General features: G+C 67.1%; 20 protein-coding genes. 11 read left to right on the top strand and 9 right to left on the bottom strand.

Annotated features, from left to right (window positions below; translation table 11 throughout):
* The first annotated feature begins 19 nt into the window (after positions 1–19).
* The 5 genes from coaD to mutM all read left to right on the top strand — a co-directional run bounded on the left by coaD (position 20) and on the right by mutM (position 2,911).
* Positions 20–517, top strand: coding sequence for a pantetheine-phosphate adenylyltransferase (coaD, locus tag ABRP18_RS09530; protein ID WP_046748450.1), 498 nt, complete (start codon positions 20–22; stop codon positions 515–517).
* A 71-nt stretch (positions 518–588) separates the two neighbouring features.
* Positions 589–1,137: a DUF177 domain-containing protein gene (locus ABRP18_RS09525; RefSeq protein WP_046748451.1), complete on the top strand. Its 549-nt coding sequence runs from the start codon at positions 589–591 to the stop codon at positions 1,135–1,137.
* Positions 1,138–1,139: 2 nt separating this feature from the next.
* Entirely contained in the window at positions 1,140–1,349 is a 210-nt protein-coding gene (gene rpmF, locus ABRP18_RS09520; RefSeq protein ID WP_017830754.1) for a 50S ribosomal protein L32, read from the top strand.
* Positions 1,350–1,359: 10 nt separating this feature from the next.
* A complete protein-coding gene (rnc, locus tag ABRP18_RS09515) occupies positions 1,360–2,052 on the top strand; it encodes a ribonuclease III (RefSeq protein WP_058630595.1) in 693 nt (230 codons plus the stop codon).
* Positions 2,045–2,911, top strand: a complete 867-nt coding sequence (gene mutM, locus ABRP18_RS09510; RefSeq protein ID WP_061017640.1) for a bifunctional DNA-formamidopyrimidine glycosylase/DNA-(apurinic or apyrimidinic site) lyase — start codon at positions 2,045–2,047, stop codon at positions 2,909–2,911. Before rnc ends, mutM begins: the two co-directional genes overlap by 8 nt.
* 18 nt (positions 2,912–2,929) lie before the next feature.
* Here mutM and ABRP18_RS09505 read toward each other — a convergent pair whose 3' ends face one another.
* From ABRP18_RS09505 to ABRP18_RS09485, 5 genes are all read right to left on the bottom strand, one after another.
* A complete protein-coding gene (locus ABRP18_RS09505) occupies positions 2,930–3,739 on the bottom strand; it encodes a hypothetical protein (RefSeq protein WP_113681912.1) in 810 nt (269 codons plus the stop codon).
* Between the two features lie 153 nt (positions 3,740–3,892).
* Positions 3,893–5,215 carry a permease gene (locus ABRP18_RS09500; protein WP_193761782.1) on the bottom strand — a complete coding sequence of 441 codons (1,323 nt, stop codon included), beginning with the start codon at positions 5,213–5,215 and terminating at the stop codon, positions 3,893–3,895.
* Positions 5,212–5,907 carry an ABC transporter ATP-binding protein gene (locus tag ABRP18_RS09495; RefSeq protein WP_046748454.1) on the bottom strand — a complete coding sequence of 232 codons (696 nt, stop codon included), beginning with the start codon at positions 5,905–5,907 and terminating at the stop codon, positions 5,212–5,214. Before ABRP18_RS09495 ends, ABRP18_RS09500 begins: the two co-directional genes overlap by 4 nt.
* Positions 5,908–6,008: 101 nt before the next feature.
* Entirely contained in the window at positions 6,009–7,088 is a 1,080-nt protein-coding gene (locus ABRP18_RS09490; protein ID WP_349884539.1) for a GNAT family N-acetyltransferase, read from the bottom strand.
* A 111-nt stretch (positions 7,089–7,199) separates the two neighbouring features.
* Positions 7,200–7,484 (bottom strand): hypothetical protein, encoded by a 285-nt coding sequence (locus tag ABRP18_RS09485; RefSeq protein WP_046748455.1) that lies wholly within the window; start codon positions 7,482–7,484, stop codon positions 7,200–7,202.
* A 528-nt stretch (positions 7,485–8,012) separates the two neighbouring features.
* Between ABRP18_RS09485 and smc the strand changes: the two genes are divergently transcribed.
* Genes smc through ABRP18_RS09470 form a run of 3 tightly spaced genes read left to right on the top strand, consistent with a single transcriptional unit; the run spans position 8,013 to position 13,038 of the window.
* Positions 8,013–11,564 (top strand): chromosome segregation protein SMC, encoded by a 3,552-nt coding sequence (gene smc, locus ABRP18_RS09480; RefSeq protein WP_179516013.1) that lies wholly within the window; start codon positions 8,013–8,015, stop codon positions 11,562–11,564.
* Between the two features lie 56 nt (positions 11,565–11,620).
* Positions 11,621–12,493 (top strand): signal recognition particle-docking protein FtsY, encoded by an 873-nt coding sequence (gene ftsY / locus ABRP18_RS09475; RefSeq protein ID WP_045265192.1) that lies wholly within the window; start codon positions 11,621–11,623, stop codon positions 12,491–12,493.
* A 44-nt stretch (positions 12,494–12,537) separates the two neighbouring features.
* Positions 12,538–13,038 (top strand): DUF2004 domain-containing protein, encoded by a 501-nt coding sequence (locus tag ABRP18_RS09470; protein ID WP_046748457.1) that lies wholly within the window; start codon positions 12,538–12,540, stop codon positions 13,036–13,038.
* Between the two features lie 33 nt (positions 13,039–13,071).
* On the opposite strand, the gene lipA is transcribed toward ABRP18_RS09470, so the two are convergent.
* Positions 13,072–14,061, bottom strand: coding sequence for a lipoyl synthase (gene lipA, locus ABRP18_RS09465; protein WP_113681915.1), 990 nt, complete (start codon positions 14,059–14,061; stop codon positions 13,072–13,074).
* Positions 14,058–14,711 carry a lipoyl(octanoyl) transferase LipB gene (lipB, locus tag ABRP18_RS09460; protein ID WP_349884538.1) on the bottom strand — a complete coding sequence of 218 codons (654 nt, stop codon included), beginning with the start codon at positions 14,709–14,711 and terminating at the stop codon, positions 14,058–14,060. The genes lipA and lipB overlap by 4 nt, the downstream gene beginning before the upstream one ends.
* Before the next feature lie 97 nt (positions 14,712–14,808).
* Between lipB and ABRP18_RS09455 the strand changes: the two genes are divergently transcribed.
* Together ABRP18_RS09455 and ffh are read left to right on the top strand one after the other, a co-directional pair.
* Complete coding sequence (locus tag ABRP18_RS09455; RefSeq protein WP_349884537.1) at positions 14,809–15,393, top strand: TetR/AcrR family transcriptional regulator; 585 nt, start codon at positions 14,809–14,811, stop codon at positions 15,391–15,393.
* A 52-nt stretch (positions 15,394–15,445) separates the two neighbouring features.
* On the top strand, positions 15,446–17,011 hold the full coding sequence (gene ffh / locus ABRP18_RS09450) for a signal recognition particle protein (protein WP_349884536.1): 1,566 nt from the start codon (positions 15,446–15,448) through the stop codon (positions 17,009–17,011).
* Between the two features lie 6 nt (positions 17,012–17,017).
* Here the strand turns inward: ffh and ABRP18_RS09445 are convergent, their stop codons facing one another.
* Positions 17,018–17,932, bottom strand: a complete 915-nt coding sequence (locus tag ABRP18_RS09445; RefSeq protein WP_058630602.1) for an EamA family transporter — start codon at positions 17,930–17,932, stop codon at positions 17,018–17,020.
* A gap of 77 nt (positions 17,933–18,009) precedes the next feature.
* Here ABRP18_RS09445 and ABRP18_RS09440 point away from each other — a divergent pair, with 77 nt between their 5' ends.
* On the top strand, positions 18,010–18,933 hold the full coding sequence (locus tag ABRP18_RS09440) for a LysR family transcriptional regulator (RefSeq protein WP_058630603.1): 924 nt from the start codon (positions 18,010–18,012) through the stop codon (positions 18,931–18,933).
* Positions 18,934–18,963: 30 nt separating this feature from the next.
* On the opposite strand, the gene glpK is transcribed toward ABRP18_RS09440, so the two are convergent.
* Positions 18,964–20,478, bottom strand: coding sequence for a glycerol kinase GlpK (gene glpK / locus ABRP18_RS09435; RefSeq protein ID WP_349884535.1), 1,515 nt, complete (start codon positions 20,476–20,478; stop codon positions 18,964–18,966).
* Between the last annotated feature and the right edge of the window lie 17 nt (positions 20,479–20,495).

The raw sequence follows: 20,495 nt of genomic DNA, 5'->3' as shown, positions 1-20,495 counted from the left end.
CGTGCCCTAGGCTGGAACCATGAGCAGCCGGATCGCCGTCGTCCCGGGTTCCTTCGATCCGCCTACGCTGGGTCACCTCGATGTGATCCGGCGCGCCGCGGCCCTCTACGACGAGCTGCACGTGCTGGTCGTGCACAATCCGGGCAAAGAGGCGATGCTCCCCATCGCGCAGCGGCTCTCGTTGCTGGAGAGGTCGATCGCCGACGACGGCATGCAGGGCGAGATCGTGATCGGTTCGTGGAGCATGGGGCTCTTGGTCGACTACGCCCGTGACGTCAACGCGGGAGTGCTCGTGAAGGGCATCCGCTCGCAGATCGATGTCGCGTATGAGTCACCGATGGCGATCGTCAACAGACACCTCGCCGGCATCGAGACGGTTTTCCTCCTTCCCGACCCCTCGCACGCCATGGTCTCGAGTTCCCTCGTCCGCCAGGTCGCGTCTCTCGGTGGCGATGTGAGTCCCTTCGTTCCGCCCGCGGTCGCTGCATTCCTGGACACGGGATCCCGAGGGATCTGAACCTCTCGCCTGGACGCGGATTCAGGACGACAGCGTGCAGCGGCCGGTAGCATGGGAGTGTGCGCTCTCGAATGAACGGCCCTTTCGTGCTCCCCGTCCGTGACATCGTCCGGCGTCCGGGGGAGATGCGGGAACACGAGTTCACCGTCGCCCTCGCCGAGTCATGGGGTGAGGGGATCGTGTCGTACGAGGCCGGCTCCGAGCTCGATCTCGATGTCCGCCTCGAGTCGGTGCACGAGGGCATCCTCGTGTCGGGAATCGCCGAGGCCGAGTACGCCGGCGTGTGCGGAAGATGCCTGATGGACATCACTCGGCCCGTCGAAGTCGAGTTCCAGGAGCTTTTCGCGTATCCTGGTGAGGAAGAAACTGACTTCGAGGTTCAAGACGACCACGTGGATCTTGAAACTCTCGTCAGGGATGCGGCCGTACTGGCACTTCCTTTTCAGCCGGTGTGTCAGCCGGATTGCCCGGGTCTCGACCCGAAAACGGGTGAACGACTGACCGTGAGCACCGGAACGGAGCAGGCCGCTCCCATCGATCCTCGGTGGAGTGCGCTCCAGAACATCACAGACCAAGACGGCACGGAAGAATCTCGTGCCGCCGAGAAAGAAGAGAGCTAGTCATGGCTGGTAACCCCCCGAAGCGCAAGGTATCCCGTTCGAACACCCGCTCGCGTCGCGCGCAGTGGAAGGCGGCGCCCGTCGCGCTCGTCAAGACCATCGAGAACGGCCAGGTCGTCTACAGCCGTCCTCACCAGGCCAAGGTCGTCACCGACTCGCAGGGCACCGAGCTCTTCCTGGAGTACAAGGGCCGCAAGGTCGCCGACGTCTGAGTCGCGTACCGTGACGGAGGTCCCCGGGGGGACGAGACCTCTCCCAGAAAAGCTCCGCGTCGATATCGACGCGGAGCTTCTGGAGTTGGCCCTCACCCACCGCTCCTACGCGTACGAGCACGGCGGCATCCCGCACAACGAGCGGCTCGAGTTCCTCGGTGACTCGGTGCTCGGGCAGGCGGTGACCGTCATGCTCTTCACCACGCATCCTGATCTCGACGAGGGCGAGCTGGCGAAGCGACGAGCCAGCGTCGTGTCGACCGTCGCCCTCGCCGAGGTGGCTCGGGGCATCGACCTCGGCAGCCATCTGCTGCTCGGCCGCGGCGAGGAGCAGACCGGCGGTCGGGACAAGGACTCCATCCTGGCCGACACCATGGAAGCCGTCATCGGCGCGACCTACCTCTCGGCAGGTCCTGACGCTGCCACGGAACTGGTGCTCCGACTGACGGAGCCCCTGCTGGCTGACCCGGAGCGCTACGGTGCGGCCATGGATCCGAAGACCAGCCTGCAGGAGCTCGCCGCCCGCCTCGGCGCCACCCCGCCTCGCTACTCGGTCGAGGCGAGCGGACCAGACCACGACCGTCGTTTCCTGGCCACGGTCAGCGTGGGCGACGTGAGCATGACGGGTGTCGGCAGCAGCAAGAAGACCGCCGAGATGGCAGCAGCCCTCAGCGTGTGGCGTACCCTCAGCGAGCGTGCCTGAACTTCCCGAGGTCGAGGTCGTCCGCGCAGGCCTCGCACCGGCCGTGATCGGATCGACCATCACCGCGGTGAGCGTGTTCGATGAGCGCGCCCTCACTCGTCACGTGGCCGGTGCCGCTGACTTCGTCGCTCGCCTCGAGGGACGCATGTTCACCGACGCATCGCGCCGCGGGAAGTTCCTGTGGCTGCCGCTCGATGACGAGGATTCTGCGCTGATCGGGCATCTCGGAATGAGCGGTCAGATGCTGTTGCGCGCGCCCGACGCGGGGGCCGAACGACATGAGCGGGTGCGGATCGGAATCGAGCATCCCCGGCACGGCGAGCTCGCGATCGTCTTCGCCGATCAGCGCACCTTCGGATCCCTCGCCGTCGACGCGCTGATCGACGACGGCGGATCGCGGATCCCGACTCAGGTGGCGCACATCGCTCGTGACCCCCTGGATCCGGCATTCGACGACCGTGGCTTTCGAGCAGCTTTGGGGCGACGGGGGAGTGCGATCAAGCGTGTTCTCCTCGATCAGGGTGTCGTGAGCGGGATCGGCAACATCTACGCAGACGAGTCGCTGTGGGCAGCGCGGATACACCCCGAGACGCCGGCCGATCGTCTGTCGACGCAGGCCGTCCGCAGGCTGCTCGCCGAGGTCCGGCTCGTGCTCGCGAAAGCCCTCGCCGAGGGCGGAACCAGCTTCGATGCGCAGTACGTCAACGTCAACGGCCAAGCCGGCTATTTCGCGCACTCGCTCAACGCCTACGGGCAGCAGGGCAAGCCCTGCCCGCGGTGCGGAACGCCCATCGTGCGCGAGAGCTTCATGAACCGCGGCTCTCACTTCTGCCCGCGCTGCCAGCGTCTGCCGAGATAGCGCGGATCGAGAGGCTCATCAGGAATAGCAGCTGAGTGGCGTGATCACAGAATCGTTATCAGCGCCCATGAGCGGGGCGCCTGCCCAAAGCGGCTCGCCCGCATGGGCGACCTGGACGTCGCGGAACTCCCAGAAGGTGTCCGGGACCCACACGAGAGTCGTCGGATCGTCCACGTTCACCGGTATGGGTGACTCGCGTTCTCCGTAGTTCGCCGAGGCCTGATCCACCATGCCCACCACTCCGTGATCCACGACGCCGCCCCGTGACGATGTCGAGTACAGCCCGCCTGAAGGGGCGATGATGTACGTGTAGGCGTCGACGAACTCGGGCCAGTCCCAGCTCTTCCGTGGTTCGACCCAGGTGAGCTCCCGGATCGGCTCGGGCCATCGCGTGACTTCGGCGACCGGTACGGAGACGCTGCTGCAGGCCGGAATCCCCTCCAGGTCGAAGCGAATCGCATCGAACCGATCCCAACCCTCGGTGCTTCCCACGAGCCAGGTCGTCGTGGACATGATCGCGCTGCGGGACCGGTTCTCCAGGACGAACATGCCTTCCTCGACCGACACCGTCACAGCACCGACCGTCGCCCAATCAGATGTGCGCTGAAGCGCTTGAGTCTGTGCTTGGGCTGACTCTGCCTGAGCGTAGAGGGGGGCGAGCTGAGCCATTGAGAAGAACAGCGTTCCTAGAGCAGCGAGGGCGCTGCCGATCGCGGTCACGCCGCCGACCCACACCCATGTACGCGACCTCTTGATGCTCGAGACTTCCGCGACCAGGCCAGCCACTTGTTGCTGCAGCGCGTGGTTCTTGCCTGCTTCGTGCTTCATGGCCGACGCAAGAGTCGCTACTTTCTGTTCGAATCTCGCTTGTGCTCGGCGTCGACCTCTGAACGTCATCCCCCACGGATACCACAGCCCGCGGCGACAGTTCTCGCCACACCCCGGCAGGCTCACCGAAACCCCATCGAGGCGGCACGGTGTTCACGTAGCCACGAAGGAGCGCTGCAGGAGTGGACGGGTCGCCCACGTCGTCGCCCAGACGACACCGATCCCGACCGACACCACGAGCGCGATGGTCAGCAGCGACTCGGGCGCCGTGATCAGCGCGATTCCGACCAACGGGAACACGAGGATCGCGGCCACGAGCGCGGAGCCGATCGCGGTCACCAGCAGCGGTGACATGATCGCCCGCCGTCGCGCCCTGTCCACGGTCTCGAGAGGCATACCGAGGTGATGCAGACTGCGGTGCAGCTCGCGCTGGTCGAGGACGTCTGAGGCCTGGTTGACCCCGACCGATGCCGCGACCATCAGGAAGGAGCCGATGAGCGTGATGATGAGACCGGTCCGGATGTCATCGGCGAGCGCGATGTCGGCGGCAGCGGCATCGGAGGTGCTCATCATGCTCAAGAGCGCGACTCCTGTACCGGCGAAGACGGCCATGAAGCTCGCCATGGCGATACCACCGACCTGCCGCCAGGCCGCTTTCGGCGAGTCCAGCACGATGCGGGCTGCGAGCAGTCGCTCCGGTCGCTCGGCTCGACGGAGCTGCCCTGAGGCGACCACCTTGAGCACCCACGGCCCGACGAGGTTCAGCACTGCCAGCACGGCGCCGAAGAGGCCGGCGAGTACGACGATCGTGAGGACGAGTCCGCCCACGGAAGGGAAGACCTTGATCAGCACGAACGCGACGGCGATCGCACAGACGGCGAACACCGCCCGGATCCAGTGCACCTTGGGAACATCGGTGCGTGTGCGCACGCCGAGCGGTGAGATGACGACACGACGCAGACCGATGATCGCACTCGTCGACGCGAGGGCGAGCACGGCCGCCACCACGAGGGCCGTCTGCGCCGGCGGGAGGACGACGGCACCGAATCCGAGGGCTTCGCCGCGGAACGGGATGAGTCCGATGAGGGGGCTGAGGGCGACGTGCGCGACGACACCGACCAGGGCACCGGCCGCGGCGACGAGCACGGATTCCGCCACGGTGGCGACGGTCACGCCCGCCGGCGACACACCGAGCAGACGGAGCGTGGAGAGTCGTTCGTCGCGTCGACGCGCGGAGAGTCGTGCTGCCGCTCCGCCGACGGACATCAGCGGGACGACCAGCAGCACGAGGGCGATGGCCGCAAGGGCTTGATACAGAGGAGCGAACTCGTCGGTCCATCCCCAGAACGACTGCGCCCCGCCGATGACGGTGAGAACCAGCGTCGTGACCACGGCGAAGGCGACGACCGGCAGAGCGATAACGCTGCCCTGACCGGGAGCGGGGCGAAGCAGGAGGGCGAGCACATTGCGGTTCATGCGGTCACCGCCGACGAGATGATCCGTCCGTCGCGCACTGCGATCGTTCGCGTGCACCGAGCGGCGACCTCGGCGTCATGGGTGACGACGACGAGGGTGCGGCCCTGTCCGGTCGTGGACCACAGGAGCGCGTCCATGACCTCCGAGGACGTGGTGGAGTCCAGCGCTCCGGTGGGCTCGTCCGCGAAGACGACCTCCGCGCCGGTGGCTTGGGCGCGTGCGATGGCGACGCGCTGTGCCTGCCCACCCGACAGCTCGCCGATCCGGCGGTCCTCCATCCCGGCGAGTCCGAGAGCCGCCAGCCAGGATGCCGCGTGCTGCACGGCGTCCTGACGTCGGATGCCGTTGATCATCGAGGCGAGGGCCACGTTCTCCACCGCGGTCAGCTCGGGGATGAGAAGGCCCTGCTGAAAGACGAACCCGAACTTCTCGCGTCGCAGTCGTGAGCGCGCTGACTCTCCGAGCGCGGTGACCTCGATAGCGGATCCCTCGGCGGGGCGGAAGACGACTCCGCCCGCGTCAGGTGCGGTGATCCCCGCCAAGACGTGGAGGAGAGTGGTCTTCCCGGAACCGGAGGCTCCCATGATGGCGACGGACTCACCGCGATGGATGGCGAGGTCGACGCCGGCGAGGGCGCGTGTCGACCCGAAGTTCTTGCTGAGGGCGTGGGCTTCGATCACGGGGATGTTCATGATTCCAGCCTCGCCGTCCCGCCCGGCTCGGTCGTCGCCCGGGCGGATGACGGTGCGGGCTCGACGTCATCCCGGAGAATGAGATCGGGCCCGCACCCTCGTCAGAGCTTCTTCTGCCATGCCCCGGCGTAGGAAACCGGCACGAAGCCGATGGCCTCGTTGATGTTCAGCATCGGCCGGTTCTCCTCGGCGTTGAAAGTGGAGACGACGGTCGACTCCGGCATCAGCTCCCGCCAGCGGAGCAGGTTGGCGCATTTGACGATGGTTCCCAGACGATGGCCACGGTGGTCCTTGCTCACCAGCGTTCCGAACTGGTGCGTCACACCCGTGCGATCGGCGGCGATGAGGAGTTCGTTGTACGCGACGATGGTCCCGGACGGGACATGACGCACTGCCGCCACGGAGACAGCCTGCCCGGCGCCGAGCAGTCGCGCCTCACGCCGCACCACCCGCTCGGCGTCCCAGACCTCTTCGACGAAGTCCATGTCGCCGCTGGGTGCGTCCGTGGACAGCCGCGCGAGCACAGCGGCGAACCCTGCCCTCAGCTCCGGCGGCGTGGGCATGTCCCATTCGAGCAGCGCGTAGTCTTCGCCAGCCAGAGCGATCGCGTCGCTCAGGGCCGCGCGAAGCAGTTCCGGGTCGTCTCGGAGGTCGTACTCACTGTTGCGCTCCACCTGTTCGAGGACGAAACCGCGTGCCTCCACGAGGTCGGAGAGCGGCGTCGCCGGTACGCGCCCCCAGCACGTGCGGGGAATCAGCATCCGTTCGCTCTCCTCGGGACGGTGCAGACTCCAGATCTGCAGGACACTCCGACCGTGCGCGCGCGCTTCCGCCTCCGCTGTGTCGAGGAGCGCCTCTTCGACGCCACGGCCCCAGTGGGCCGACGGAACCAGCAGGTCGATCTCCGCGGCGTGAGCATCGGCTTCCTGGGCGAAGGACATCGTCACCATGCCGACGATGTCGCCGTCGATACGGGCGACGAAGCCCACGTCGAGTGCATCCGTGTCGTCCTGCCAGTTCGGCAGCATCTGCGCGGCATCCGGTGCGAGGTCCGGGAGGCCCACCTGCTCATCGCAGACGAGCCTGTTGAGCTCGCCGAAGGCGAGGAACTCGGCGGCATCCTCGCTCTGCAGGCTGACCGGGACGATCAGCGGCGTGATCGTGGTTTCCATGGTCTCCATGTCTGTTCTTCCGTGCGGGGTGTGTGGAGGGGATTGTGATGGGACGGCGCCCGCTCGCGCGTGAGGCGAGCGGGCGCCGTCGCAGAGATGCTCGTCATGGACTCGACGGCCTCAGCGCATGCCGCGCTGCATGTCGTACGTGAGCAGGGCGTACGACTCGGCGGCGGAGCGATGACGCTGCTCGCCGAGGAGGAACAGGTCGGCCGGATCGATGCGCAGGCCGCGACGGGCGTGCCGCGGACGCTGTGCCCTCTGGAAGAGCCAGAGGCCGATCCTGAGGGAGAGACGATCTGCCATCGAAAGGCGACGCAGTTCATCGGGGCGGGGAATCTGGAGGACCTCGTGGTCCTCGATATCGGGCGGGTGGATATCGCTGCGGTGCAACGTGGTGTTCACGGTGGTTCCTTCGGAAGTGATGGTGATGATGGGTGCGGAAGCACCGCACGTCGGCTGCGGATGCAGCTGCGAACGGTGCGGGAGAGCAGGCGTCGACGGAGGCCGAAGAGGCGGCCAGCGGATGCGGGATGTGCCGAGATCTGCGGGGCAGATCTGCGGAGGGGGCGCGAGAGAAACGGCCGGACTGGACCTACGGGAGGTCTGGAGAGTCGGGTTGCGGTTCTACGAGAGAGCGCTCATGCGGACGCCGGCGGTTACCGAGAACGCAGGGCGCGGCGCAAAGTGCGCGGGCGCGGCGAGGCCAGTGGCCTGTGCGTTGAGCTGAGTCGTAATCATCGGTAACCTCCTTTCGTGTGGCGATCCGGAGGCCACCGTAGCGAACCCGCGAGAGCCACGTCAAGCACATACTGTTCCGCTCGGCGTGTCGCCGGCGTCTCGAGTTCGCCGTCGACCCGCGCGGGATGAGGCTCCAGGCCCGGAATTCCGGTAGCGTAGCCGCGTGATTCTCCCCGGACGAGCGGTGCCCGTATGCATCTGAAGAGCCTGACGCTCAAAGGGTTCAAGTCGTTCGCGCAACCGACGAGCTTCGTCTTCGAGCCCGGGGTCACCTGCATCGTCGGGCCGAACGGTTCCGGAAAGTCGAACGTCGTCGACGCGCTCGCCTGGGTGATGGGCGAACAGGGTGCGAAGACTCTCCGCGGCGGGAAGATGGAAGACGTCATCTTCGCCGGCACGTCGACACGCGGTCCTCTCGGTCGGGCCGAGGTGCAGCTGACGATCGACAACTCCGATGGGGCGCTGCCGATCGAGTTCGCAGAGGTGACGATCAGTCGCACCCTGTTCCGCAACGGTTCGAGCGAGTACGCCATCAATGGCGAGGGCTGTCGTCTCCTCGACGTTCAAGAGCTTCTGAGCGACTCGGGACTCGGACGCGAGATGCACGTCATCGTCGGCCAGGGACGTCTCGACACCGTGCTGCAGGCGTCGCCCGAGGACCGCCGAGGATTCATCGAGGAAGCGGCGGGAATCCTCAAGCATCGACGTCGCAAGGAGAAGACGCTCCGCAAGCTCGATGCGATGGAGACGAATCTCACCCGATTGAGCGATCTCGCGGGCGAGATCCGGCGGCAGCTCAAGCCTCTGGGAAGACAGGCCGAGATCGCGCGCGAGGCGCAGACCATCGCCGCCGTGGTGCGTGATGCCAAGGCGCGTCTCTTCGCGGACGACGTGGTTTCTCTGCGTGCCGCTCTCGCTGACCACACTCGGACCGAGCACGAGCGCCACACCGAGCGTCTCGTTCTGTCCGACCAGGCGGAGACGGTTCGCGCGAGCATCGCGCGGCTCGAACAGGATCAGAACTCGGTCGCCGTGGACGAGGCGCGCAGCGTGGCGTTCGGTCTCGAGCAGGTACAGGAGCGGATGCGCGGGCTCTACACGCTCGCGAATCAGCGCCTCGCGCTGCTCGGCACGGACGACGACGATGCCGCGGTCACCGCGATCACCGTGACACAGGCCACGATCGACGAGGCGAGAGACGAGATCGACACGATCTCTGCGGGACTGGGTGACGCCCAGGACGCGGCAGCCGCCGCGAGCCGAGAGGTCGTGCACGCGCGCGCGGAACTCGACACCCTCGATGTCGACATCGCCGAGCAGAGCGCGCTCGTCTCCCAGTACGACATGCGACTGTCTGCCTTGCGGGGATCCGCCGAGGCTGCGGCGTCAGCTCTCGCCGCGGTCCGAGGGGCGGTTCTCCGCCAGGAGAACGCCCTCGAGGCCGCGAACGCTCGTCGGCGGGAAGCGGCTGAGGCACTGGAGTCCATCGACGACGCCGAGGCACCGGAGGGTACGGCCGTCGAGCATGCGGCGGCATACGAGAGCGCGCAGCGGGCCGCCACGGCGGCGGAGACCGAGCGCGAGTCGCTCCGGGAGCGTCTGCACTCGGCTGAGCGTGAAGTCGACTCCTTGACCGCCAAGACATCCGCGCTGAGCAGCGCTCTGGCGCTCTCCGGCGGTGCGGCGGAGATCGTCAGCGCCGGAGGACGTGGCGTCCGCGGCCTGGTCGGCGATGCCGTGCAGGTACGTGCCGGCTATGAGGCGGCGGTGTCCGCGGTCCTCGGGCCGCTTGCGGAGGGCGTGCTCATCGACACGGCGTCTGATGCCTTCGCGATGGCCGTCGAATCGGCGCAACAGCGGAGGGGAGTGGTGGACTTCGTCATCGCCGACTCGCCGCGACCGCACGCGGCGTTGCCGTCCCTGGCAGGCGTCGTGCCCGCCGTCGACGTCGTTACCGCCCCCGAGGGAGTGCTGGGCATCCTGTCGCATGTGCTGATAGCGGATGACCTCGACTCGGCCAGAGCGGCGCGGTCTGCACTCGATGCGAAGGGGGACACCGGGACCACCATCGTCACCCTCGGCGGAGACGTGATCACGGCTCAGACCCTTCGCACCGGCTCGGGCGGTGAGCGCTCGCGTCTCGAGCTCGCGGCTGAACGCGATGCCGCAGCCGAACGCTTGGCGGAGATCCGGATCGTGGCGGACTCGCTCCGTGAAGCTCGTCGGGATGCCGACGAGGCGGTCGAGACCACGAGACGGCAGGCCAAGGAGGCTCTTCGAGCGCTCCGCGAACACGACGCTGCCCTCGCCACGCACGCGGAGCAGGTCAACCGGATCACCGTGCGACACGAATCCGCCGTCGCGGAGTGCGAGAGGCTGGAGACCGGGCTCGCGCAGGCGCAGTCCGCCGTCTCCGAGGCGGAGGAGAAGGCGGAGGCGGCGAAAGCGGCATTGGACGAAGCGATCGCAGCGCCGCGGCCGGTTCTGGATGCATCCGCACGGGACGGGCTCCTCGAAGCTCTCGAGCTGGCACGTGAGGGCGAGGTGCGGGCTCGACTCGAGATCGAGACCCTGCGCGAGCGCGTCCGCGCCGCGCAGTCCCGGGTCGCGAGCCTGGAACGGCAGCGCGAGCAGGAACGTGACGCTGCGGCTGAGGCGGCCCGACGCGCGGTCATCCGCCGCGCGCAGCGGGAGTCGGCCTCAGGCGTTGCGGACGAGTTGCCGCGCATCCTCGATTCGCTCGATCGTTCCGTAGCCGAGGCACGTCTCGCGCTCAAAGAGGCCGAGGCCGCTCGGTCGGCCCAGAACCAGGAACTCGTCGGCCTCAGGGCTCAGGAGGCATCGCTGCGCGAACGTCTGACAGGGCTCACCGAGAGCGTGCACGGGCTCGAGCTGCAGATACACGAGAAGAAGCTGCACCTGAACAGCCTGCTGGAGCGGGTCTCCTCCGAACTGGCCCTGGACGAAGATATTCTCATCGCGGAATATGGTCCTGACCAGCTCGTCCCGCGCGATCCGACCACGACGACAGCGGCGGACCGAGACGCCGGAGACGGCGCCGCGGCGATTCCTTTCGATCGCCGCATCCAGCAGCGCCGTCTCGCAGAGGCGGAGCGCAAGCTGGCGCAGCTCGGACGCGTCAACCCGCTGGCCCTCGAGGAGTTCGCCGCGCTGGAGCAACGCCACGCCTTCCTCACCGAGCAGCTGGCCGACCTCACTCAGACGCGACAGGACCTGCTGACGATCATCGCCGACCTCGACGAGCGGATGCAGACCATCTTCGCGAGCGCCTTCGAGGACACGAAGGAGGCCTTCGGCCAGGTGTTCCCGCTGCTGTTCCCGGGGGGAACGGGCAGCATCTCGCTCACAGATCCCGACAACATGCTGACCACCGGCATCGAGGTGTCGGTCCGTCCTGTGGGAAAGAAGATCGAGCGCCTGTCGCTGCTGTCGGGCGGCGAGAGGTCGCTCGCGGCGGTGGCTCTGCTGGTCGCGATCTTCAAGGCTCGGCCGAGCCCGTTCTACATCCTTGACGAGGTGGAGGCAGCTCTGGACGACGCGAACCTCGGTCGTCTGCTGACCGTGTTCGAGCAGCTGCGGGAGAGTTCGCAACTCCTCGTCATCACGCATCAGAAGCGCACGATGGAGATCGCTGATGCGCTGTACGGCGTCTCGATGCGGCAGGACGGCGTCTCGGCGGTCGTAGGACAGCGGGTCGGCGACCGAGCTGCGGCCGCGGTCTGACCGAGTCCATCGGCGCGCACGCCTTCCATCCGCTGAGCACCCCGTAGGCTGGTGGGATGGCGGAGAAGTCCTGGTCTCTTGGTCGTGCACTGCGCGGCATGTTCGTCAAGCCCACCATCGATGAGACGACCTGGGAGGATCTCGAGACCGCGCTCATCACGGCTGATTTCGGCCCTGACATCAGCGAGCGCGTCGTCGACGAGCTGCGCCAGAAGGTCGACCGTTACCGGACGACCGACCCCAAAGACCTCCAGCGCATGTTGCGGGAGACGCTCGAGGAGCACTTCGCGAAGTTCGACACGACGCTGAAGCTCACCGAGCGTCCCGCAGTGGTCCTCGTCGTCGGCGTCAACGGCGTCGGCAAGACCACGACCATCGGGAAGTTCACCAAGTTCCTCCGGGGGTACCAGCGCAGTGTGGTGGTCGGTGCCGCCGACACGTTCCGAGCAGCAGCGGTCGATCAGCTCGCGACCTGGGCGCAGCGCGGTGGGGCGGCGATCGTCCGTCCGCAGCAGGAGGGTCAGGATCCCGCCTCAGTGGCATTCCAGACGGTCGAGTATGCGAAGCGCGAAGGCATCGAGATCGCGATCATCGACACGGCGGGCCGCCTGCACACGAAGGGCGGCCTCATGGACGAGCTCTCGAAGGTCCGGCGCGTGATCGAGAAGCAGGCGCCCATCAGCGAGGTGCTGCTCGTGCTCGACGCCACCACCGGCCAGAACGGCGTGATGCAGGCGGAGGCATTCCTCGAACACGCCGGCGTCACCGGACTCGTCCTCACCAAGCTGGACGGGTCGGCCAAGGGCGGCTTCGTGCTGGCCGTGCAGGAGCGCACGGGCATCCCGGTCAAGCTGCTCGGACAGGGCGAGGGGATCGATGACCTCACCGGTTTCACCCCTCATGTCTTCGTCCAGTCGCTGGTCGGTTGACGACGGGACTACCGCAGTGAGCACGAGGCTGGTTTCATAGCGTTATGGCGATCGAACACGACTACTTCGGACTCCTGTCCTCGGGCCCGGACGGATCGATCTTCTGGTCGGAGACCGTGGAGCTCGGTGATCAGAGTGTGACCGTGGACCTGACCGCTCCGGACCAGGACGACGTCTCGTCCGATGCGCTCGACATCGCCGCCTCGCTCATCGCGGGCCTGGAGAGCGTCGACGACACGGCGCGTCGAGGCATGCTCGCAGAGGTGGACGACCGCACCAGCGAGGTCACCGAGTACATCCTTCAGCAGCAGGAGGCGTACGGCGATGACTTGCCCGACGTGCTCGTCGACGTGTCGGGAGACGCCGCCGTCGACATCATCCGCTCGCTCCGGCTCATGAGCATGACGATCCTCGCCGACGAGCATGGGGGCTCGGAACCATTCGCGGTGCTCGAGTACGCGCTCGACGACAGCTCGTCAGATGACGTCCTGCTCGTCAATCTCGGCTCCGACGGCAGCGTGCAGTCGGTGATGAGCGCGGACTAGCCGCACGAGCGGCTACCCCGGGCAGCGACGAGGTCAGACGGCCTGGGCGAATCCGAGATCGGCGCTCTCTGCGATGTGGGAGAGGTGCGCGGGGATCTCGCGGCCCTTGGACGTCATCGACTGCGCCCACAGGCGCCCCGCCCGGTAGGAGGAGCGCACGAGCGGACCGGCGAGGACGCCGAGGAAACCGATGCGCTCGGCTTCCTCCTTGAACTCCACGAACTCCGCTGGCTTCACCCAACGAGAGACCGGGTGGTGCCGCGGTGTCGGGCGGAGATACTGCGTGATCGTGATGATGTCGCAGCCGGCATCGTGCAGATCGTTGAGCGCCTGCACGACCTCCTCCGGCTCCTCGCCCATGCCCAGGATGAGGTTGGACTTCGTGATGAGCCCGGCGTCGCGGGCTTGAGTGAGCACGTTCAGCGAGCGCTCGTAGCGGAAAGCGGGTCGGATGCGCTTGAAGATGCGGGGAACGGTCTCCACGTTGTGCGCGAACACCTCTGGTCGGGCGTCGAAGATCTGGTTGAGGAAAGCCGGATCGGCGTTGTGCTCGTTCGCGAGCAGCTCCACCCCGGTGTTCGGGTTGAGCTCGTGGATCTTCCTGACGGTCTCCGCGTTGAGCCAGGCACCCGTGTCGGGCAGGTCGTCACGGGCCACGCTGGTCACGGTCGCGTACCGGAGGTTCATCCGCTGCACACTCTCGGCGACGCGGCGGGGCTCGTCGGTGTCGTAGTCAGCCGGCTTGCCGGTGTCGATCTGGCAGAAGTCGCAGCGACGCGTGCATTGCGACCCGCCGATGAGGAACGTCGCTTCGCGATCCTCCCAGCACTCGTAGATGTTCGGACAGCCGGCCTCCTGGCACACGGTGTGCAGGTCTTCGCTCTTCACGAGCGAGTGCAACGCCGTGTACTCCGGACCCATCTTCGCCTTGGTCTTGATCCACTCGGGCTTGCGCTCGATCGGTGTCTCGGCGTTGCGGATCTCCAGACGGAGGAGCTTCCGGCCCTCGGGTGCGGCGGTCATGCGTGGGCTCCTGACAGTTCGGGGGTCGCGTATTCGGCGAGAAACGCACGGGTCACGGCATCGACGAGGTCACGGGGCGAAACGGAGGATCCCGTGACCTCGCTCACGGTCGTGACACCCGCGTCGGTGATGCCGCACGGGATGATGCCGCGGAAACCGGCCAGGGAGTTGTCGCAGTTGATGGCGAAGCCGTGCATCGTGACTCCTTGCTGCACCCGTACCCCGATCGCGGCTACCTTGTCCTCGGAGAGCGGGCGGCGCACCCAGACGCCGCTGCGGCCCTCCACCTGATAGCCGTCGACTCCGAGCGGGCGCAGCACCTCGATGAGCAGACGCTCCAGTCGGCGCACGTGGGCGACCACGTCGATGGGCTCGCCGAGGCGGACGATCGGATAGCCGACCAGCTGTCCTGGGCCGTGCCAGGTGATCTTGCCGCCGCGATCGACGTCGATCACCGGCGTGCCGTCGTGCGGACGCTCATGCGGTTCCGTGCGCTTGCCCGCCGTGTACACGGCTTCGTGCTCGAGCAGGATGAGGGTGTCCTGCCGAGTGCCTGCGACCACGTCGGCATGGACCCGGCGCTGAAGCTCCCACCCGTCGAGGTACGGCACCGGCGTAGGAACGAACCCGGGCGTGAGGATCTCGAGCATCACAAAACCGCCTTCGGTGTAAATGGACTGAGAGCAACAATACTCCTTCGGGTCGAGGACGGCGTTCTCGATCCGCGCCGCGCGGTAGCGTGAGTGCATGAGTTCGACGGGGAAAGCCGGGCGCCCGAAGGCATCGTCACGGGAGACGCTCGCCGAGGCTGCGTGCGAGCTCTTCTTGGAACGCGGTTACGCTGCCACTTCGGTGGCGGACATCACGCAGCGCGCCGGGGTGAGCCGTTCGAGTTTCTTCAACTACTTCGCTTCGAAGAGCGACGTGCTGTGGTCAGGAATCGACGAACGGGTCGGTGAGGCTGTCGAGTCTCTCCGGGGCCTGGGCCGGGTCGCGACGGGGGAGTCGGTGCGGGAGATCCTGCTGCGGGTCGTCCACGGCTTCGCACCGGATCCGCTTGCTCTCGCCCTTCGCAACGCGGGGGCGATGGGGCTGGAGGACGAGCTCGTGCGCGACACCGGCCTGCGAATGGCACGCTTGTCCGCTGCCGTGTCGCTCGCGGCGTCCTCGGCGGGCGTGGACGTGATCCGGGCCGACATCCTCGGGGCGGCGCACGCGGCTGCGGTGCTCTCGTCGCTGCGCGTGTGGGCAGAGCAGGGCGCGGGGCGCGGAACGCCGGAGACCGTGTTGCGGGAAGCGCTGGCGATGATTCACGACCTGCCCTGGTCCTGAGCCCGCACGGCGCTGAGCGGCGCCGCTTCACTCGCGTAGAATCGTACGCACCATGGTTACCTTTGGCACGCTCTCCGATCGGCTCACCGAAACCTTCCGCAATCTGCGCACGAAGGGAAAGCTCACCGCCGCCGATGTCGACGGCACCGTGCGCGAGATCCGTCGCGCTCTGCTCGACGCCGACGTCGCGCTCGTGGTGGTCAAGGACTTCACGGCGAAGGTGCGCGAGCGTGCCCTCGGCGACGAGGTCAACAAGGCGCTGAACCCGGCGCAGCAGGTGGTGCAGATCGTCAACGAGGAGCTCGTGCAGATCCTCGGCGGCGAACAGCGCCGCCTGCAGTTCGCGAAGACGGCACCGACCGTGATCATGCTCGCGGGACTCCAGGGCTCGGGTAAGACGACCTTCGCCGGCAAGCTGGCCAAGCAGCTCGAGGGCGAGGGGCACACGCCTCTGCTCGTGGCCGCAGACCTCCAGCGTCCGAATGCCGTCAACCAGCTGCAGGTGGTCGCGGAGCAGGCGGGCGCGACCGTGTTCGCTCCGGAGCCCGGCAACGGCGTCGGCGACCCGGTGAAGGTGTCGCGCGACGGTGTCGAGTATGCCCGTCGTCAGCAGCACGACGTCGTCATCATCGACACCGCCGGACGCCTCGGCGTCGATGCCGAGCTGATGAAGCAGGCTGCGGACATCCGCAAGGCCGTGAGCCCCGACGAAGTGCTGTTCGTCATCGACGCGATGATCGGTCAGGATGCGGTGAACACCGCCAAGGCCTTCCAGGAGGGCGTCGATTTCACCGGCGTCGTCCTGTCGAAGCTCGATGGTGACGCCCGTGGTGGCGCTGCGCTCTCGGTGGCCTCCGTGACCGGACGCCCGATCATCTTCGCCTCGACCGGTGAGCGTCTCGAGGACCTCGAACCGTTCCACCCCGACCGCATGGCGAGCCGCATCCTCGACCTCGGCGACATCCTGACCCTCATCGAGCAGGCCCAGCAGGCCTTCGATGAGGAAGAGGCCATGAAGATGGCCGAGAAGCTCGCAACCGAGGCCTTCACCCTCGAGGACTTCCTCGAGCAGCTTCAGCAGATGAAGAAGATGGGCTCCATGAAGAAGATGCTCGGGATGCTCCCGGGCATGGGGCAGATGAAGCAGCAGCTCGCCGACTTCGACGAGCGCGAGATCGACCGCACCGAGGCGATCATCCGCTCGATGACTCCGGGCGAGCGACGCAACCCGAAGGTTCTCAACGGCTCGCGTCGGCTGCGTATCGCCCGCGGCTCCGGCATGACCGTCACGGATGTGAACCAGCTCGTGCAGCGCTTCGAGCAGGCCGCGAAGATGATGAAGACCGTCGCTCGTGGGGGTACCCCCAACATCCCCGGCATGGGACCCGTGCCTGGTATGGGACGAACCGGCGCGTCGTCCAAGCGAGGGAAGAAGAGCAAGTCCTCCTCCGGCAAGTCCCGCTCGGGAAACCCTGCGAAGCGTGCAGCGGAGAACGCGGGCATCGCATCCTCCACGACCACGCCCACCGGATCGGGGTTCGGGATCGGCGGCGGTGCTGCCCAGGCTCCGAGCGAGGCCGACCTCGCCGAGATCCAGAAGCTCTTCGGCAAGAACTGAGTGCACTCAGCGCGGCGCCGAGAGCGCTTCGCCGAGTGTCTCCTCGGCACGTCGGTCTGAGCTCGGCTTCGGACGCGTGACGAACTGCCCCAGGACGAGCGCGCCGAGCGTGAGCACGAATCCGATCGCCTGAGGCGCGGTGAAACGCTCACCGGCGACCACCAACCCCAGAAGTGTCGCGACGATGGGGGACAGGAGTGCAAGGAGCCCCGGCGCGACGACCGGCAGCTGCTGGACGCCTCGGAACCAGAGCGTGTACGCGATGATTCCCCCGGCGGTGGCGAGCCACAGGTAGCCGAGAGCGGCATTGCCGTCGATCTCCCGAGGCACGCCCTCGACCATCAGAGTGACCGGTAGCAGCAGCATGCCGCCCGCGCTGAGCTGCCAGCCCGCGTAGGACACGGGCCCCACCCCGACGGGGCGACCCCAGCGTTTGGTGAGGATCATGCCCACACCCGTCGCTGTGACACCGCCGAGCGCAGCGAGAACGCCCCAGAGATCGAGTTCGGCGGCCGGGCCGAGCACGACCAGAGCGACGCCTCCCGCGCCCACGAGAGCCGCTGCGGCCGTGATCGGCCGGATGCGCTCGTGTAGGACGAGCGCTCCGAGAGCCAGGACGATGAGTGGCTGCGCTCCGGCGACGGCGGCGGCGACGCCGCCGGGAAGCCGCTCCGCGGCCAGGAACAGCAGAGGGAAGAAAGCGCCGATGTTGAGCGCGCCGAGGGCGAAGGACTTCCACCACCACGACCCTGACGGAAACCGCCGACTGATGGCGACCGCGAGAAGACCCGCAGGGAGTGAGCGGAGCAGACCCGCGAACAGCGGGTGCCCGGCCGGAAGCAGTTCGGTGGTCACGAGGTAGGTGGTGCCCCAGGCGATGGGAGCAAGAGCAGTGGTCAGCACGAGCGTCATGCGGTTCATGCCTTCAGCCTGCGACCATGGAACCGATGAGTCCAACGCATAATTGCACCATGACGCATGAAGAGAGATCATGAATCGTGGAACTCCAACAATTGCGGTACGTCGTGGAAGTCGCCGACACCCTGAGCTTCACCCGCGCCGCCGAGCGATGCTTCGTGACGCAGTCCGCGCTGAGCCATCAGGTCGCCTCACTCGAACGCGAACTCGGCCGGCGCTTGTTCGTTCGCTCCAGTCGCCAGGTGCGCCTGAGCGAGGCGGGCGAGGCATTCCTCGGTCATGCGCGCGCTGCCCTCCGAGCTGCTGAAAGAGCCAGAGAGGATGCGGCCGCGGTAGACGGTGTCGTCGAGGGGACGCTTCGGGTCGGTGTCATCCCTACGGTGACCGCCGTCGACGTGCCGGCCGTGCTCGTCGCCTACCGTGCGGCGTACCCGGACGTGCGGGTGGAACTGCAGGTCGGGAACAGTGATGTCCTGATGCGCAGGCTCCGGCACGATGAGCTCGATGTCGCCCTGCTGGGCCTGCGCGAAGGCGTTGAACCTCTGGGAGTGGCGTCCCGTGTGCTCTCTCGTGAGCGGCTCGTCGCCGTCTTCCCTCGAGGGCACGAGCTCGCGCACAGGAGCGACATCGCACTGGAGGACCTCGCGGGGATGACGTTCGCGGACTTCCCCGTCGCGACTTCGGGACGAGCCCAGAGTGACGCGGCATTCCACGCGGCCGATCTCACGCGCGATGTGGCTTTCGAAGCCGACTCCGCGACCCTCATCCTCGGCTTGGTGGAGGCGGGCTTGGCGGTGACCTTGCTGGCGCCGGGAACCGTCCAGCGCTCCGCGTTCGACGTGTCCATCTCGACAGTGCGCGGTGGCCCGGTGCGGGTCGAGTATCTCGCCTGGGATACGGCGGCACCGAGGAACGTCGCTCGCGCGTTCGTCGGTGTCGTGGAAGCCGTCACGTCGAGCTGGGAGAGCTCGGACAGCGCATGGAGAAGCGGGTCCGGAGCATGAGCTCCGAACCCGCTTCGCCTTCGTGTCAGATCACTTCACGTCGTCGTCGACCCAGTCCATCGACTTCGTGACGGCCTTGCGCCACAGCCGCAGCTGACGGTCGCGCTCTGCTTCGTCCATCGACGGCTCCCAGCGCTTGTCCTCCTGCCAGTTGGCGGAGAGGTCGTCGAGCCCGTTCCAGAACCCGACTGCGAGGCCTGCCGCATAAGCGGCACCGAGGGCCGTGGTCTCCGCGACGACCGGACGCACCACCGGCACGCCGAGGACATCCGCCTGGAACTGCATGAGCGCGTCATTCGCGACCATGCCGCCGTCGACCTTGAGCTCGGTGAGGTCCACACCGGCGTCCGCATTCACGGCGTCGAGCACGTCGCGCGTCTGGAAGGCGACGGCCTCGAGCGCTGCGCGAGCGATGTGGTTCTTGTTCGCGTAACGGGTGAGCCCGACGATCGCGCCTCGGGCGTCAGGACGCCAGTACGGTGCGAACAGACCGGAGAAGGCGGGCACGATGTACACGCCGCCGTTGTCCTCGACCTTGTCGGCCAGCTCTTCCACCTCAGGGGCAGAGGAGATGATGCCGAGCTGGTCGCGCAGCCACTGGATCAGGGATCCGGTGACGGCGATGGAGCCCTCCAGCGCATAGTGCGTCGGCTGGTCGCCGAGCTTGTAGCCGACGGTCGTGAGCAGCCCGTTCTTGGAGTGGACGATCTCCTCGCCCGTGTTGAAGATGAGGAAGCAGCCCGTGCCGTAGGTGTTCTTGCTCTCGCCCTTCTGGAAGGCGGCCTGCCCGAACGTCGCGGCCTGCTGGTCGCCCAGGATGCCGGCGATCGGGGTCTCGCGAAGCAGCGAAGAGTCCTCCGCCGCACCGTAGACCTCGGAAGAGGAGCGGATCTCGGGCATCATCGAGCGCGGCACGCCGAACGCCTCGAGGATGTCGTCGCGCCACTCGAGCGTCTCGAGATCCATGAACATCGTGCGCGACGCGTTCGTCACGTCCGTGACGTGCACACCGCCGTCGACGCCGCCGGTCAGGTTCCAGAGGACCCAGCTGTCGGTCGTTCCGAAGATCAGGTCGCCGGCCTCCGCCTTCTCGCGAGCGCCTTCGACGTTCTCGAGGATCCAGGCGATCTTGGTTCCCGAGAAGTAGGTCGCCAGGGGGAGCCCGACGACCGGCTTGAACCGCTCCACGCCGCCGTCTGCCGCGAGACGATCGACGATCGCCTGCGTGCGGGTGTCCTGCCACACGATCGCGTTGTAGGCGGGCTTGCCGGTGGTCTTGTCCCAGACCACCGCGGTCTCGCGCTGGTTGGTGATGCCGACGGCCGCGATGTCGTGGCGCGTCAGGTCGGCGCGGCTCAGGGCGAGTCCGATGACCTCCTGGACGTTGCGCCAGATCTCCGAGGCGTCGTGCTCGACCCAGCCGGCCTTCGGCAGGATCTGCTCGTGCTCCTTCTGGCCCGTCGCGATGATGTTGCCCTTCTTGTCGAAGATGATCGCGCGGCTCGAAGTCGTTCCCTGGTCGATGGCGAGGATGTAGTCAGCCATGTTGTTCTCCTTTGAAT

The organism is Microbacterium sp. WHRI 7836 (assembly GCF_040223885.2).
Taxonomy (GTDB): Bacteria; Actinomycetota; Actinomycetes; order Actinomycetales; family Microbacteriaceae; genus Microbacterium; species Microbacterium oxydans.
The sequence above is the reverse complement of the archived record's forward strand: the minus strand, read 5'-3'. Positions and strand labels throughout refer to the sequence as shown.

Bases quoted from the DNA above. Each gene is read 5' to 3' on its own strand.
- lipB (WP_349884538.1), bottom strand. From the start codon at position 14,711: ATGCTCGAGATCCTCACGCCCGGGTTCGTTCCTACGCCGGTGCCGTAC.
- glpK (WP_349884535.1), bottom strand. From the start codon at position 20,478: ATGGCTGACTACATCCTCGCCATCGACCAGGGAACGACTTCGAGCCGC.
- rpmF (WP_017830754.1), top strand. From the start codon at position 1,140: ATGGCTGGTAACCCCCCGAAGCGCAAGGTATCCCGTTCGAACACCCGC.
- ABRP18_RS09470 (WP_046748457.1), top strand. From the start codon at position 12,538: ATGGCGATCGAACACGACTACTTCGGACTCCTGTCCTCGGGCCCGGAC.
- ftsY (WP_045265192.1), top strand. From the start codon at position 11,621: ATGGCGGAGAAGTCCTGGTCTCTTGGTCGTGCACTGCGCGGCATGTTC.
- ABRP18_RS09500 (WP_193761782.1), bottom strand. From the start codon at position 5,215: ATGAACCGCAATGTGCTCGCCCTCCTGCTTCGCCCCGCTCCCGGTCAG.
- coaD (WP_046748450.1), top strand. From the start codon at position 20: ATGAGCAGCCGGATCGCCGTCGTCCCGGGTTCCTTCGATCCGCCTACG.
- ABRP18_RS09505 (WP_113681912.1), bottom strand. From the start codon at position 3,739: ATGAAGCACGAAGCAGGCAAGAACCACGCGCTGCAGCAACAAGTGGCT.
- lipA (WP_113681915.1), bottom strand. From the start codon at position 14,061: ATGACCGCCGCACCCGAGGGCCGGAAGCTCCTCCGTCTGGAGATCCGC.
- smc (WP_179516013.1), top strand. From the start codon at position 8,013: ATGCATCTGAAGAGCCTGACGCTCAAAGGGTTCAAGTCGTTCGCGCAA.
- ABRP18_RS09495 (WP_046748454.1), bottom strand. From the start codon at position 5,907: ATGAACATCCCCGTGATCGAAGCCCACGCCCTCAGCAAGAACTTCGGG.
- ABRP18_RS09445 (WP_058630602.1), bottom strand. From the start codon at position 17,932: ATGAACCGCATGACGCTCGTGCTGACCACTGCTCTTGCTCCCATCGCC.
- ffh (WP_349884536.1), top strand. From the start codon at position 15,446: ATGGTTACCTTTGGCACGCTCTCCGATCGGCTCACCGAAACCTTCCGC.
- ABRP18_RS09525 (WP_046748451.1), top strand. From the start codon at position 589: ATGAACGGCCCTTTCGTGCTCCCCGTCCGTGACATCGTCCGGCGTCCG.
- ABRP18_RS09490 (WP_349884539.1), bottom strand. From the start codon at position 7,088: ATGGAGACCATGGAAACCACGATCACGCCGCTGATCGTCCCGGTCAGC.
- ABRP18_RS09455 (WP_349884537.1), top strand. From the start codon at position 14,809: ATGAGTTCGACGGGGAAAGCCGGGCGCCCGAAGGCATCGTCACGGGAG.